The sequence below is a fragment of the Altererythrobacter sp. H2 genome (assembly GCF_035319885.1).
GTDB lineage: Bacteria > Pseudomonadota > Alphaproteobacteria > Sphingomonadales > Sphingomonadaceae > 34-65-8.
Genome location: NZ_CP141285.1, coordinates 673,119 through 687,970, shown reverse-complemented (window position 1 = coordinate 687,970; position 14,852 = coordinate 673,119). Strand labels below are relative to the sequence as shown.

General features: G+C 66.2%; 11 protein-coding genes. 6 read left to right on the top strand and 5 right to left on the bottom strand.

Annotated features, from left to right (window positions below; all coding sequences use genetic code 11):
• Nucleotides 1–33: 33 nt before the first annotated feature.
• Complete coding sequence (locus U4960_RS03395) at nucleotides 34–1,320, bottom strand: acyl-CoA dehydrogenase family protein (protein ID WP_324262205.1); 1,287 nt, start codon at nucleotides 1,318–1,320, stop codon at nucleotides 34–36.
• Nucleotides 1,320–2,648 (bottom strand): phosphotransferase, encoded by a 1,329-nt coding sequence (locus U4960_RS03390; RefSeq protein WP_324262204.1) that lies wholly within the window; start codon nucleotides 2,646–2,648, stop codon nucleotides 1,320–1,322. Before U4960_RS03390 ends, U4960_RS03395 begins: the two co-directional genes overlap by 1 nt.
• A gap of 201 nt (nucleotides 2,649–2,849) precedes the next feature.
• Here U4960_RS03390 and U4960_RS03385 point away from each other — a divergent pair, with 201 nt between their 5' ends.
• Nucleotides 2,850–3,881 carry a serine hydrolase gene (locus U4960_RS03385; RefSeq protein WP_324262203.1) on the top strand — a complete coding sequence of 344 codons (1,032 nt, stop codon included), beginning with the start codon at nucleotides 2,850–2,852 and terminating at the stop codon, nucleotides 3,879–3,881.
• Nucleotides 3,882–4,002: 121 nt separating this feature from the next.
• Here U4960_RS03385 and U4960_RS03380 read toward each other — a convergent pair whose 3' ends face one another.
• Nucleotides 4,003–4,275 (bottom strand): hypothetical protein, encoded by a 273-nt coding sequence (locus tag U4960_RS03380; RefSeq protein ID WP_324262202.1) that lies wholly within the window; start codon nucleotides 4,273–4,275, stop codon nucleotides 4,003–4,005.
• A 251-nt stretch (nucleotides 4,276–4,526) separates the two neighbouring features.
• Between U4960_RS03380 and polA the strand changes: the two genes are divergently transcribed.
• Both polA and U4960_RS03370 read left to right on the top strand, forming a co-directional pair.
• Nucleotides 4,527–7,361 carry a DNA polymerase I gene (polA, locus tag U4960_RS03375; protein WP_324262201.1) on the top strand — a complete coding sequence of 945 codons (2,835 nt, stop codon included), beginning with the start codon at nucleotides 4,527–4,529 and terminating at the stop codon, nucleotides 7,359–7,361.
• Nucleotides 7,358–8,494 carry a mechanosensitive ion channel family protein gene (locus U4960_RS03370; protein WP_324262200.1) on the top strand — a complete coding sequence of 379 codons (1,137 nt, stop codon included), beginning with the start codon at nucleotides 7,358–7,360 and terminating at the stop codon, nucleotides 8,492–8,494. The genes polA and U4960_RS03370 overlap by 4 nt, the downstream gene beginning before the upstream one ends.
• Nucleotides 8,495–8,509: 15 nt before the next feature.
• On the opposite strand, the gene U4960_RS03365 is transcribed toward U4960_RS03370, so the two are convergent.
• A complete protein-coding gene (locus U4960_RS03365) occupies nucleotides 8,510–10,828 on the bottom strand; it encodes a CDC48 family AAA ATPase (protein ID WP_324262199.1) in 2,319 nt (772 codons plus the stop codon).
• 452 nt (nucleotides 10,829–11,280) lie between these two features.
• Here U4960_RS03365 and U4960_RS03360 point away from each other — a divergent pair, with 452 nt between their 5' ends.
• Genes U4960_RS03360 through U4960_RS03350 form a run of 3 tightly spaced genes read left to right on the top strand, consistent with a single transcriptional unit; the run spans nucleotide 11,281 to nucleotide 13,554 of the window.
• Nucleotides 11,281–11,988 carry a CoA transferase subunit A gene (locus U4960_RS03360; protein ID WP_324262198.1) on the top strand — a complete coding sequence of 236 codons (708 nt, stop codon included), beginning with the start codon at nucleotides 11,281–11,283 and terminating at the stop codon, nucleotides 11,986–11,988.
• Between the two features lie 8 nt (nucleotides 11,989–11,996).
• Nucleotides 11,997–12,902, top strand: a complete 906-nt coding sequence (locus U4960_RS03355; protein ID WP_324262197.1) for a hypothetical protein — start codon at nucleotides 11,997–11,999, stop codon at nucleotides 12,900–12,902.
• 4 nt (nucleotides 12,903–12,906) lie between these two features.
• The gene (locus U4960_RS03350; protein ID WP_324262196.1) at nucleotides 12,907–13,554 is read left to right on the top strand and encodes a CoA transferase subunit B; all 648 of its coding nucleotides are present in this window, start codon (nucleotides 12,907–12,909) and stop codon (nucleotides 13,552–13,554) included.
• 28 nt (nucleotides 13,555–13,582) lie between these two features.
• Here U4960_RS03350 and metK read toward each other — a convergent pair whose 3' ends face one another.
• A complete protein-coding gene (metK, locus tag U4960_RS03345) occupies nucleotides 13,583–14,827 on the bottom strand; it encodes a methionine adenosyltransferase (RefSeq protein WP_324262195.1) in 1,245 nt (414 codons plus the stop codon).
• Nucleotides 14,828–14,852 lie beyond the last annotated feature (25 nt).

The following is a 14,852-nucleotide window of genomic DNA, read 5'->3' as shown; positions in this document are numbered from 1 at the left end:
GCGTTTGACGCGGGAGTGCCTAGCCTTTTCCCGTCATCCGTACATCCCCCGCTTCGGCCCCAGGTACCCGAACAGGTAGGCCCCAACCTTGCGCATCTGGATTTCCTCCGCCCCTTCGGTGATGCGGTAGCGGCGGTGGTGGCGGTAGATGTGCTCGAACGGCTTGTGCCGCGAATAGCCGATGCCGCCATGGACCTGCATCGCGCGGTCCGCCGCCTGGCACACCAGCCGGTTGGCCCAGTAGTTGCACATGGAGACCTTGTCGGAGATCGTCTTCTCGATCATCTCGTGGGGCATGTTGTCCATGTCCCACGCGGTCTTGTAGATCAGCAGGCGCAGCATCTCGCACTGGGTGGCCAGTTCCACCAGCGGGAACTGGATCGCCTGGTTGCGGGCCAGCTCCTCACCGAAGGGCTTGCGCTCGCGCGCATAGCGCACGCTTTCCTCAACGCAGAAGGTCGCCGCGCCAAGGCTGCTTGCGGCCTGGCGGATGCGGTTCTGGTGGACGAAACTCTGCGCCAGCGCCAACCCGCGCCCTTCGACCCCGAGGATCGCGCTGTCCGGCACCCAGACGTTGGTTACCGACAGACGCGGGTGGTCGGTGGGCATGTTGAAGGTCCACATCCACTCCTCGATCTGGAGGCCCTCGGTGGGGTTGGGGACGAGGAAGCAGGTGATCCCGCTGGCATCGCCGGCCTTGCCGCCGGTCCGCGCGAACATCGCGCAGTGGGTGGCAACGTGCATCCCGGTGATCCACATCTTCTCCCCGTCGATCCGCCAGCCATCGACCCCGTCGCGGGTCTCGCGCACGGCGACGGTTTCCATGTGGGTCGCATCAGAGCCGTGGTGCGGCTCGGTCAGGCCGAAGGCGACCCGGCGGGTGCCTTCAAACCCGCCGAGGATGAATTCCTGTTTCTGCTCCTCGGTGCCGAAATGCTCGAACATCGCGACGAAGGGGAAATTGCCGACGATGCTGTGCTCGTTCTGCAGGTCATTGTGCAGGCCCAGCCCGCGCTGGGCGAAGCGATCACGGATCACCGCCATCCACAGGTTGGAGCCATCCTTGCCGCCGTATTTCTTGGGCGCGGAGAAACGCCAGTGGCCCGCCTCGTCAGCCAGCTTGCGCGACTGGCGCAGCAGATCTTCCCATTCGTGGCGCGGCAGGCCGCCGTTCTCGAAATCGGTCCGCGCGTATTCGCGCCGGTGGTCGAAAAAGCGGATGTTGTCGTCCTGCTGCTCGAGCGGGATGATCGTGTCCTCGATGAAGCGAGTCAGCTCGGCGTAGTAGTCTTCCAGTTCCTGCGGGACGGCAAAATCCATCAGTTCTCTCCTGTCCATTTTTGGCGCGCCACGGCGAGCGCCGGGTATCTGGGAATGTCGGCTTCAAGCTTGGCCAGCGCCCGGCTCTTGAGGTCAGCCAGCAGCCGGGGCGTCGCGAGCCCCTTTTCGCCTGCCAGAAGCGCCTCGGACAGAGCCCGGTCCCGCACGTCGCCTTGTCCCTCGCTGCGCGCGATCATGCCCAGCGCATTGCGGGCGACTGCGATCTGGAAGCGGTCGTGCCCCTCCAGGCGATCCTTGATCGTGGCCAGCCATTCGCTGATTGCCGTGGCCATCTCGCCGGCGGTTGCCTCGCCTTGTTCAGGCGGCGGCGGGGCGGCGGCAGCCGGAAGCCGGGCGCGCTCCGCCGCCGGTGCGTCTTCCTCCAGCAACAGCAGCAGGTCGAGCTCGTTCTCGCTCGTGCGGCGCGAGATCACCACCCGCTCCAGCATCCGGTCAGAACCATCGCGCCAGTACTTCGCGCAGCGCAAGCAGCCCAGGGCCCACCACACCGTGCGATAGATTGACCAGAACCGGAACCGCGCCGGATCGACTGTGCGCCCACTTTCCGCCTCGTAGGCCGCGAAATAATCCTCAAGGCTGCCCAGACCCAGCGCAGGCCGGTCGTAATTGGCAAAACGCCACACCGCCATGCAGCCAAAGGCCAGATCTTCGTGCGGATCGCCGAAATGCGCCAGCTCCCAGTCGAGCACGCCGGTCAGGTGGCTGTCCTCGCACAAGAGGTTGCCGAGCCGGTAATCGCCATGGTTGAGCACCGGCTCAGCCGGTTCGGGCAGGTTGTCGGTGAGCCAGCGCAGGCCAGCCGCGATAATCGGCCGGTCGCCGCCCGCCTCGTCGAACTGCTGGCGCAGGCCCACCACCCCTTCGGCATAATCCAGCACCGGCACGTCGCCCGGCAGGTCGGCGCGGCGCAGCGAGTGGATGCGGGCGAGATCGCGCGCCGCCTCGCGCATGACGGTGGCTGGGTCGGCCATGGCCTGGATGCTGCGCGGGTCAGCCGTGCCCGGCAGCGCGCGCATGATGAACCCGCTGCCGATGCCATCGCCTGCTTCCAGGACGGTGATGACTTCAGGGGCGGTCACCCCGGCGGCGCGGGCGGCGCGGATGATGGCTGCTTCGGTGGCATGGCCGAACGGGCGGCCTTCCATGAAGGCCAGACTCGGCGCCCGGCGCAGGACATAGCTTTCACCGGCCTGCTCGAAGCGCCAGCTTTCCATGGTTGCCCCGCCGGTCAGGCGCTGCAGACCGGCCGGCTCGCCCGTTCCGACGCGCGTCATGGCACGCGCCAGCCCCCGCTCAAGATCGTCCATGCCTCTCCCCGTTGACCTGTTTGCCCGGCATGTTGCCGCCCGGCTGCCATCGACACAAGGCGGCAATTTGAGAGGCTCGGGATTATTACGTAGAAAAGGATTTGGTCGTGCCAGCGACACTTTCTGTCGCGCAGCGGGTTGTTCCCGCAAAACTGCTGCCGTTAAGCCTGTGCAAACCAGATTGGGTGTAGGGGTCAGTACATGTCCGTATTCGCGCGTTATCTCGCTCCCGCACTGGCAGCCGTTGCCATGACCTTCAGCGGAGCCGCCCAGGCCCAGGGTGCCCAGGGCGGATCTTCCGATCTGGAGGCCGCGTTCGACAACACGCTTGGCACCCAGACCCGCGCGCCTCAGACCTTCAATGCCGTTTACGAAAGCGGCTTCGACGCCGCGATTGCCCGGGTTGCCAGCGGCGAACAGGGCCGGATCGGAGTGGCCGCGATCGATCTGGCCAGCGGCAAGACGGTTTCAGTGCTGGGCGACCAGCGCTTTCCGATGGCCAGCACCAGCAAGATCGCGATCGCTGCGACTTACCTCGAAGGGGTGGAACAGGGCCGCTGGAGCCTGAGCAGCGAATTTCCGCTGCTGATCCCCGAACGCTCAGCCCGCTTCTCCACTGCCCGCGCGCCAGTGCGCAAAGGCAATTACCTGCCGGCAATCGAGCTGATCGAGCTGATGATCACGCGCAGTTCCAACCCGGCGACCGACGCCCTGCTCCAAGTCGTGGGCGGGCCGCAGGCGGTCAACGACTGGATGCGCCGCGCCGGAATCCGCGAGTTCGAGCTGACGCGCGACATCGCCACACTGGTCCGCGACGACGGTGAATTCGACCCCGCATCGATTGTCGATCGGCGAGACAGCGCCACGCCCAAGGCCATGCTGGAGCTGATGGTCGGCCTGCACGAAGGGCGCTGGCTCAACGCCGCCCACCGCCAGGTCATCCTTGGCGCGATGGAGCGCACGGTCACCGGCAAGCGCCGGATCCGCGCGATGCTCCCCGCCAGCCTGACTGTCGGCAACAAGACCGGGTCGCTCAACAACACCTCCAGCGATATCGGCTTCATCCGCACCCCGGATGGCCGCGCCATTGCCCTGGCGATCTATGTGACCGGGCAAGGTTCGCGTGCGGCCCGCGAAGCCCGCATCGCCCAGATCGCCCGCGCCATCTATGACGGGTACAGCGCGGATAGCGATGGGCGCAGCTGGGCCGGGGCAAACTACACCGGCCGATAAGCACCCGCCGTTCCCCTGCCTGAGGAACACGGTTCACCCAGGACAAGCGAAAAGGCAGGACAAACGAAAAGGGCGGCGCCTTGCGGCGCCGCCCTTTCCTGATTCGCTAGAAGCGAAAGGATTATTCAGCAGCAGCTTCTTCAGTTGCAGCTTCAGCAGCGCCTTCGGCAGCAGCTTCAGCGCCTTCAGCAGCAGCTTCAGCGCCTTCAGCGGCAGCTTCAGCACCGGCAGCAGCAGCGTCGGTGGCGCCTTCGGCCATCGCGTCGGTGTTGGCTTCCATGTCGGCAGCAGCCGAATCAGCGGTTTCGGTGGCGGCTTCTTCGGTGGCTTCCGAGCAAGCAGCGAGGCTCAGGGCGGCGCCGGCAGCGGCGGCAGCAAGAATGATCTTACGCATAGTGTAATATCCTTAAACAGCGAGTGTGGTCGCCGGGTCTTGCGAACCCTGGCGCGAAACCGGCCAAGCGGCTGGCTTCGAGGGGGTAAATAATGGCGGGATTGTGTCAAAGCAAGCGGATTTACGTCGGGAGCCGCATTATCTGCCACGATTTTGCCCGAATTGGCGGAATTCCGCCATTCCCGCTGCAGCACGGCAGCAGGCGGCAAATCCGGTCTGGTCTTTGCCCGCGCCGCTGCTAACCACACGCCATGGCTGACAGCAACCATCTCTACCTGGTCGACGGTTCGTCGTACATCTTCCGCGCCTACCACCGCCTGCCCCCCCTGACCGATCCGGAAGGCACCCCGGTCGGCGCGGTCTATGGCTATACCACCATGCTGTGGAAGCTGGCCGAAGACCTCGACAAGGCGGAAGGGCCGACGCATCTGGCGGTCATCCTCGATGCCGGCAGCACGTCTTTCCGCAACGACATCTATGATCTGTACAAGGCCAACCGCCCTCCCCCGCCGGAAGACCTGGTGCCGCAATTCCCGCTGATCCGCGATGCGACCCGCGCTTTCAGCCTGCCCTGCATCGAAGTTGCCGGTTTCGAAGCGGACGACCTGATCGCCAGCTATGCCCGCGTCGCGCAGGCGCAGGGGTGGAACGTCACCATCGTGTCGTCCGACAAGGACCTGATGCAGCTGATCGGCGAGAGCGGCGGAGCCCGCGTCGACATGCTCGACACGATGAAGAACCAGCGCATCTTCCTCGACGAAGTGGCGGAAAAGTTCGGCGTCGGGCCGGAACTGGTGGGTGACGTCCTGGCCCTGATGGGCGATTCGGTGGACAACATTCCCGGCATCTTCGGGATCGGCCCCAAGACCGCGACCAAGCTGATCCAGGATCATGGCTCGCTCACCGCCGCGCTCGATGCGGCAGAAGCGATGAAGCCGTCCAAGCTGCGCGAACGCCTGATCGAGCACCGCAAGGATGCCGAACTGAGCCGGATCCTCGTAACCCTGAAAGAGGATTGCGACCTGCCGGTGCCGCTCGACGACATGAAGCTGGACGGGGTTCCGCCGGAACCGCTCGCCGCCTTCCTCGGCAAACACGGGTTCACCAGCCTGCTGCGGCGGCTGGACAGCGGCTCGGGCAGCCCCTCGCGCACGACCGACCTCAATCCGGCCAGGGCGGTGAACGCCGGTGCCATGGCCGCGCCCGAAGGCAGCCGCCAGCCCCTGCCGGAATGGCCTGCTATCGACCTCACCCGCTATGAATGCGTCCAGACCCGCGAGGCACTGGACCGGTGGATTGCCCGTGCCTTTGCCGCGCGGGCAGTGGCGGTCGATACCGAGACCACCAGCCTCGATGCGATGCAGGCAGAACTGGTCGGGATCAGCCTGTCCACCGGACCGGGCGAGGCCTGCTACATCCCGCTCGGCCATTACGGCAGCGACATGTTCAGCGAAAAGCCGGTGCAGATCGACCGGGCCGAAGCGCTCGCCGCGTTGCAGCCGCTGCTCGCCAGCGACGCGGTGCTCAAGGTGTTCCAGAACGGCAAGTACGATCTCAACGTGCTCGCCCGGTACGGCGTTGCCGTCCATCCGATCGATGACACCATGATCATCAGCTTCGCGCTCGATGCCGGGCGCGGGCAGGAGGGCATCGGGGGCGGCCACGGGATGGACGAACTGTGCGGGCGGCACCTGGGCCACACACCCATTCCGTTCAAGGAACTGTGCGGAACCGGCAAGAAAGCAATCTCCTTCGGGGAGGTGCCGCTTGACCGCGCCACCTGCTATGCCGCCGAAGATGCCGAAGTGACCTGGCGGCTCCATGCCCTGCTCAAGCCCCGGCTTTCCATCGAGGGCGGAACGCGGGTCTACGAGCGGGTCGACCGTCCGCTGATCCCGGTCGTCGCACAGATGGAGCGCCACGGGATCAAGGTTGACCGGGCCAGGCTGGCGAAACTGAGCGAGGAATTCGCCGGCACCATGGCGGGCCTCGAAGGCGAAATCCACGCCCTCGCCGGCGCCCCCTTCACCATCGGCAGCCCCAAGCAGCTGGGCGACGTGCTGTTCGACACGCTGGGTTACAAGGGCGGGCGCAAGGGCAAGAGCGGACAGTACTCGACCGATCAGGCGATCCTCGAAGGGCTGGCGGCACAAGGCGCAGAAATCGCCACCAAGGTGCTCGAATGGCGCCAGTTGTCCAAGCTCAAGAGTACCTACACCGATGCCCTGCAGGCAGCGATCAACCCTGAGACAGGGCGGGTCCACACCAGCTACAGCCTGGTGGGGGCGCAGACGGGGCGACTCTCCTCGACCGACCCCAACCTGCAGAACATCCCGATCCGGACCGAGATCGGCCGCCAGATCCGTGAAGCCTTCGTGGCGGAGCCGGGCCACGTTCTGCTCGCGGCCGACTATTCGCAGATCGAGCTGCGTCTTGCCGCGCACATGGCCGACGTGCCGCAGCTGAAGGAAGCCTTTGCCAACGGGGAGGACATTCACGCCCGCACGGCGCGCGAAATGTTCGGCGAGGTCAACCGCGATACCCGCGCACGGGCCAAGACGGTCAATTTCGCCATCCTCTACGGCATCAGCCGCTGGGGCCTGGCCAGCAGGCTGGGGATCGAGGCGGACGAGGCCCAGGCGATCATTGACACCTATTTCCAGCGCTTCCCCGGCATCCAGCGCTATATCCACGAAACGCTGGAGAGCGTGCGGGCCTGCGGCTATTCCGAAACCCTGTTCGGCCGCAAGACCTGGTTCCCCCGGATCAACGCCAAGAACCAGGCGGAGCGCCAGGGCAGCGAGCGCGCTGCGATCAACGCCCCGATCCAGGGCACCAGCGCCGACATCATCAAGCGCGCCATGGTGCGGATGCAGCCTGCCCTTGCCGACGCGGGCCTGGGCCATGTGCGGATGCTGCTGCAGGTGCACGACGAACTGGTGTTCGAACTGCCCGAGGGTGACGTGGCCGCGGCCCGCCCGGTGATCGAGCGGGTCATGGCCGAAGCGGCGCTGCCCGCGGTCCGGCTCGATGTGCCGCTGGGCATCGAAATCGGGGCCGGGGCAAGCTGGGGGGCAGCCCATTGAGACAGCGGCTGGAGCTCTGGTTCGAAGGCCTGCCCGGGTGGCTGCCCGATGTGAGCCTTGCGCTGGTCGTGGCCGCCGCCGGGGTACTGGCGGCGCTGCTGGTCCACCGGCTCGCCTTCCTCGTGCTGGACCGGGTGACGCGCGCCAGCGAGAGCCAGTCCGACGACATGATCGTGGACCACGTGCGCAAGCCGGCGCGCTATGCCCTGATCGCGCTGGGCATTGTGCTGGCCGCGCGCGAGACGCCGCTGGTGGCTGGCGCATGGGAGAAGATCGCCGGGTTCGTCCTGCCGGCGCTGGTCGGCTGGATGGCTCTGGCGGTCATGAAGGCGCTGGTCGAAGCGGCCGTGCTCAAGGCCGACATCAGCGTGGCCGACAACCTGCAGGCACGGCGCAAGCGCACGCGGCTGGCCATTTTCAGCCGGATCGGCACGTTCCTGATCGTGTTCCTCACCATTGGCATGATGCTGCTGTCGATCCCCGGGGTGCGTGACATCGGGGTGACGCTGATGGCTTCGGCAGGGCTAGCCGGGCTGGCCGTGGGCGCTGCCGCCCAACCCGCCCTCAAATCGCTGATTGCGGGCCTGCAGATGGCGCTGACCGAGCCGATCCGGATCGACGACGTGGTGATCGTCGAGGGTGAGTGGGGCCGGATCGAGGATATCCGCACTACCTATGTCGTGGTGAAGATCTGGGACGAGCGGCGCCTGATCGTGCCGTCGAACTACTTCCTCGACCAGACTTTCCAGAACTGGACCCGCCATGGCTCCGCCCTGCTGGGGAGCGTGTTCCTGCATCTGGACCCGCTGGCCGATGTGCCGCCGCTCCGCGCCGCATTCGAGGGCATGGTGGAGGAACACCCGCTGTGGGACGGGCGCTCGCGCAAGCTGCAGGTGACGGAAACCACCGCCACCACGATGGAAGTCCGCCTGCTGATGAGCGCGGCCAATGCTGGCGACGCCTTTGACCTGCGCTGCGCGGTGCGCGAGGGCATGCTGGCCTGGATCCGCGAGAACCAGCCGACTGCCATCCCCCGCCAGCGGGTCGATGCTGCCGGCGACGCGGGCGATGCGGCAGCCGGGGTCGATATCGAGGTTGCTCCCGCTTCGCCTCCGCCGTCCGCCTCGCGCTAAGGCAGGCCGCAGCCGCTAGGCTTCGTTTTTCCCGTGCTTGCGGGCTCGTGCCGGCTCGACCATGCCTTCGTGGATGAATCCGATCGGGTGCACTTCAGCCGCCCGTTTCTTGAGCTCCCCGCGCATGTTCTTGTATTCGTTCTCCATCGCTTCCGTGACTGTGGCGCGCGAATCGTCCAACGCGCCCACGAAATCGGCCGCTGTGACAGTCTCGACCGCTCCGCCGGCCCGGCGCAGCGCGTTGAGGCCTGCGCGCCTGACCACGTCTTCGAGGTCCGCCCCGGTATAGCGTTCGGTCTTGTCCGCCAGGTCTGACAGGCTGACGTCGTCGGCCAGCGGCATGTGCTGGGTGTGGATGCCGAGGATCTGCTCGCGGCCCTTGCGGTCAGGCGTGCCGACATAGACCAGCTCGTCAAACCGGCCGGGCCTCAGCAGGGCCGGATCGACCAGGGCCGGGCGGTTGGTCGCCCCGATCACCACGACCGAGCGCATTTCCTCCAGCCCGTCCATTTCCGCGAGGATGGTGTTGACCACGCGGCCCGTGACCTGCGGCTCCCCCTGTCCGCTGCCCCGTGCCGGCACGAGGCTGTCGATCTCGTCGATGAACAGCACGCACGGCGCAACCGCACGGGCACGCTGGAACAGGCGGGCAATCTGCTGCTCGCTTTCGCCGTACCACTTGGAAAGAAGATCGCTCGACTTCATCGAGATGAAGTTGGCTTCGGCCTCCTTGGCCACGGCCTTGGCCAACAGCGTCTTGCCGGTGCCGGGTGGGCCATAGAGCAGGAAGCCCTTGGCCGGGCGAATGCCGAGCCGGGCAAAGGCATCGGGGTTCTTGAGCGGCAGTTCGATGCCTTCCTTCAGCTTGTCGACCGCATCATCAACCCCGCCGATGTCGCTCCAGCTCACGTTGGGCACCTGGACCATCACCTCGCGCATGGCGGAGGGCTGGATGCGTTTGAGCGCAGAGAGGAAATCCTCGCGCGTCACGCGCAGATCTTCCAGCACTTCTGGCGGGATGGTGCGGGCATCAAGATCGAGGCGTGGCATGATCCGGCGCACCGCATCGATGGCTGCTTCACGCGCCAGCGCGGCAATGTCCGCCCCGACGAAGCCATGGGTCACCCGGGCCAGCTCGTCGAGATCGACTTTCTCCCCCAGCGGCATCCCGCGGGTATGGATGGACAGGATTTCCCGCCGCCCGCGCTCATCCGGCACGCCGATCACGATTTCCCGGTCGAACCGGCCGGGGCGGCGCAGCGCCTCGTCGATCGCGTCAGGCCGGTTGGTGGCGGCGATCACCACGATGTTGGAGCGCGCCTCCAGCCCGTCCATCAGGGTGAGCATCTGGGCGACCAGCCGCTTTTCGGCTTCGCCCGAAACCTGGCTGCGCTTGGGCGCGATCGAATCGATCTCGTCGATGAAGATAATCGCCGGTGCCGCCTTGGCCGCAGCCTCGAACACCTCGCGCAGGCGCTTCTCGCTCTCGCCATAGCCCGAGCCCATGATTTCGGGCCCGTTGATGACGAAGAATTCGGCATCGCTTTCGTTGGCAACGGCCTGCGCCAGGCGGGTCTTGCCGGTGCCCGGCGGGCCATGCAGCAGCACACCGCGCGGCGGATCGACCCCCAGCCGGGTGAACAGTTCGGGATAGCGCAGCGGCAATTCGACCATTTCGCGCAGTTGCTGGATCGTTTCGCCCATCCCGCCGACATCGTCGTAATTGACCACTGCACGGCCATCGCGCGGTTCCTCGAACTCGGCGCGCAGCTCGACCTCGGTGTTCTCGTCGATGTGGACAATACCCTTGGGCACGGTCGCTACCACGGTCAGGCGGATCTGGGTCAGGGCATAGGCGGGTACGCTGAACATGCGCTGCACTTCGGGCGGCATGTTCTGGACCGGCTGCTGGCCGGTGGTCGCCACCAGGTCTCCTGCCACCAGCGGGCGGCGGAAGAAGTTGCGCTTCAAGGCCTGGCTCGGTCCCTGCAGCCGCATTTCGCGCTGGGCCGGGGCGAACACAACCCGGGTGGCGGGGCGCGATTCGGCCTTCGACAGGTGGACATGCTCGCCCGAGGCCGCTTCGGCATTGCCGCGCTGGAGGCCATCCAGCCGGACCAGTTCAAGGCCCTCGTCCTCGTCATAGGAGGCCATGGCGATTGCCGCGGTGCTGCGCTTGCCGACGATCTCGACCACGTCGCCATCGGTTATGCCCAGCGCCTGGAAAGCCGTGCGGGGGATCCGGGCAACACCGCGCCCGCTTTCTTCCTGCCGGGCCGCAGCCACCTGGAGCCGCACCGTCTTGTCCTGCACTTTCACGTCAGCATCGGCCATGCGGCGCTCGCTCCCATCTCTTCGCTTGCCAGCCCAAGCTAGGTATTGGGCCTGCGGGATGCAAACGTAAGGAGCGCCCGGACGTGCCCGGCGAAGTGCCATAATGACCGACTGGGCCCTGCTATCAGGGCGTATGGCAGACACCCGGAGGGCAAGAAAAAAGCCCCGACCACTGGGGCCGGGGCTGGAAAGTCTTGGGAGAGGATGCCTAAAAGGCCTGCTTCATATGCCGGGGGCGCACATATTGTGCAAGTGCGAAATAAGCACGCTCAGTTGCAAGTCTTGCAACATAGTCGAGGCAAAACCCGGTCGGATTGGTGCAGGGGCCACAATTAGCGCCAAAATGGCTTCGCAAGTGCAGCATTTTTGTTACGCAAATGCAGCATGGTCAGACCCGCCCCCTTGCCCGCTTTTGCCTGGCGGCCTAACAGATCGGCAAACGGAGACACCTGATGAACAAGCTCTATCCCGATGCCACCGCCGCACTCGACGGCGTGCTGCGCGATGGCATGCTGATCGCCGCCGGAGGCTTTGGCCTGTGCGGCATTCCGGAACGCCTGCTCGACGCGATCCGCGACTCGGGCGTCACCGGCCTGACTTTCGCCAGCAACAATGCCGGGATCGACAACGAAGGCATCGGCAAGCTGCTGCGCACCCGGCAGGTCCGGAAAATGATCTCCAGCTACGTGGGCGAGAACAAGGAATTCGAGCGGCAATACCTTTCCGGCGAGCTGGAGGTGGAGTTCTGCCCCCAGGGCACGCTGGCCGAACGGATGCGCGCAGGCGGGGCCGGCATTCCCGGCTTCTACACCCGGACCGGGGTCGGCACGCTGGTGGCCGAGGGCAAGGAAGTGAAGCAATTCGACGGGCAGGATTACATCCTGGAACGCGGCATCTTCGCCGATCTTGCCATCGTCAAGGCGTGGAAGGCTGACGAGACCGGCAATGTCGTTTTCCGCAAGACCGCGCGCAATTTCAACGTGCCGGCGGCAACCTGCGGCAAGGTCTGCGTGGTCGAGGTGGAGGAAATCGTGCCGGCCGGCAGCCTCGACCCTGACTGCATTCACCTGCCCGGCGTCTATGTCCAGCGGATGATCCTGGGCGCCCCTTACGACAAGAAGATCGAATTCCGCACCGTGCGCGAACCGGTGCCCGCGTGAACCCACGCGTGACCCTGCACCGGGCCACCCTTCTGGCCGCGCTGCTGGCCCTGCCGGGCGCGCTGGGCGGCTGCGTCGCGGCTGCAATTCCGGCCATCGCGGCCAGCGGCATCCTGGTGCGTGACAGGCAGGATACCGACCCGGCCAGCGCGAACGCGCAAGCGCCGGCCGATCCGGTGGTGGCCGTGATCGCAGGTGAACCCGCACCGACCGTGGTCACGATCCCGCCCCCGCCCGCTCCGCGTTCCACGGTCGCGGCCGCCCGGAGCGCACGCCCGGCGGCTGTGGCGGCAAACACTTCGGCCAGCGCAACGGGGTCGGTCTTTGCAGCCGAGCCGGTCAATCCCTATGCCGCCTTTTACCTCCATGCAGCCGAGCAGGCACGGCTCGATCCGGTCGATGCCCCGCGCCGGTCGGCGGTGCTGGCACGCCCGGGATCGCTGGAGCCGGTGATGAGCGAGTGCGCCATCCTGCCCCCGGCCGTGCTGGTCGATCTCGATCCGGCCGGCGGCAAGCTCGACACTGCCAGCGCCATCCCTGCCAACCCGAACCTGGCCGAAGTCCTGGCCGAACTGCGCCTGCAGGATGTGGCCGTCTTCTGGGCTTCCGAGGTGCCCGCAATCGAGGCTGGCCGGGTCCGCGAGCAGCTGCTCGCCAGCGGGCTCGACCCGTGGGGGCGCGACGGGCTGCTGCTGATGCGCCGCGCGGAGGACCGCAAGGATGCCCGCCGCCGCGAACTGGCCCAGACCCATTGCGTGGTCGCGATTGCCGGCGACAGCCGCGGCGATTTCGACGAACTGTTCGATTTCCTCCGCAACCCGGCCGCCGCCGCTCCGCTCGAGAGCCTGTTCGGCGAAGGCTGGTTCCTTACCCCCACCCTCGTTGCCGCACCGGATGCGGCCAAGGAAGACTGAACCCATGACCGATACGTCAGGCTGGACCCGCGACCAGATGGCCGCCCGCGCCGCACAGGAATTGCAGGACGGATATTACGTCAACCTCGGCATCGGCATCCCGACGCTGGTGGCGAACCATATCCCGGACGGGATGGACGTGACCCTGCAGAGCGAGAACGGAATGCTCGGTATCGGGCCGTTCCCGCTCGACGATGAGGTCGACGCCGATCTGATCAACGCCGGCAAGCAGACCATCAGCGAACTGGCGCACAGCGCCTATTTCGACAGCGCGGCGAGCTTTGCCATGATCCGGGGCGGGCACATCGACCTGACCGTGCTCGGCGCGATGGAAGTGGCCGAGAACGGCGACATTGCCAACTGGATGGTACCCGGCAAGATGATCAAGGGCATGGGCGGGGCGATGGACCTCGTTGCCGGGGTCAAGAAGATCATCGTGGTGATGGAACACTGCGCCAAGGACGGCAGCTCCAAGTTCATACCCGCCTGCACCCTGCCGCTGACGGGCCGGGACGTGGTCGACATGGTGATCACCGACCTGGCGGTGTTCCAGCGCCCCGATCACGCCAGCCCGTTCCGCCTGATCGAACTGGCCCCGGGCGTAAGCGCCGAGGACGTGGCCGCCAAGACGACCGCGCATTATCTCACTTAACCGGGATCTTGCTTAGCCGGGCGTTTGATCAGCCCGCTGCGGCCCTGAGCCGGTCTACCAGATCGGTCCGTTCCCAGGGGAACAGGTCGCCCTCCGGCTTGCGGCCGAAGTGGCCATAGGCGGCGCTGGTGCGATAGATCGGCTTGTTCAGGCCGAGGTGGGTGCGGATGCCGCGCGGGGTCAGGCGGACGAGTCCGGGCAGGATCTGCTCCAGCTGGGCCTCGGTCACGCCCTTGCCGGTGCCGTGGAGGTCGACATAGAGCGACAGCGGCTCCGACACCCCGATGGCATAGGCGATCTGGATCGTGCAGCGCCGCGCCAGGCCGGCCGCGACCACGTTCTTGGCAAGGTAGCGGGTGATATAGGCGGCTGAGCGGTCCACCTTGGTGGGGTCCTTGCCGCTGAACGCGCCGCCGCCGTGCGGGGCCGCGCCGCCATAGGTATCGACGATGATCTTGCGCCCGGTCAGCCCGGCGTCGCCATCCGGCCCGCCGATCTCGAACCGGCCGGTAGGGTTGATGTGATAGACCGTGTTCGCAGTCAGCAGCCCGGCCGGGAGCACATCGGCGATCACGCCCTTCACGTAGGCTTCCAGCTGCGCATACTTCGCCGCGTCACCGCCGGATTTGTCGCCGTCGGTCCAGGGCATGCAGTAATCGACCGCGTGCTGGGTGGAGACCACGATCGCGGTCGCCTCGGCCGGCTTTTCGTTTTCGTAGCGCAGGGTAACCTGGCTCTTGGCGTCGGGCTCGAGGAACGGGGCCGCACCGCTCTTGCGGTCAGCCGCCATGCGTTCAAGTATCTTGTGGCTGTAGTCGAGCGTGGCCGGCATCAGGTCGGGCGTCTCGTCGCTGGCATAGCCGAACATGATCCCCTGATCGCCCGCGCCCTCATCCTTGTTGGAGCCTTCCCCGCCGGCGTCGACCCCTTGCGCGATATGCGCGCTCTGCCCGTGCAGGTGGTTCTCGAAGGTCAGCGTCTGCCAGTGGAACCCGTCCTGCTGGTAGCCGATTTCCCGCACGGTGTTGCGCACGGTCTGCTCGATCTCTTCCAGCGCGCCGGGAGCCCATGCGCCGTTCTCGAACACGCCCTTGCAGCGGATTTCCCCGGCCAGCACCACGCGCTGGGTGGTGGTCAGCGTTTCGCACGCAACCCGCGCTTCGGCGTCCTTCGACAGGAACAGGTCGACAATCGAATCGGAAATCTGGTCCGAAACCTTGTCCGGGTGTCCTTCGGAAACGCTTTCCGACGTGAAGAGGAAGCTGCTGCGCATGGGGAGTCCCGATATAAAGGAAGCT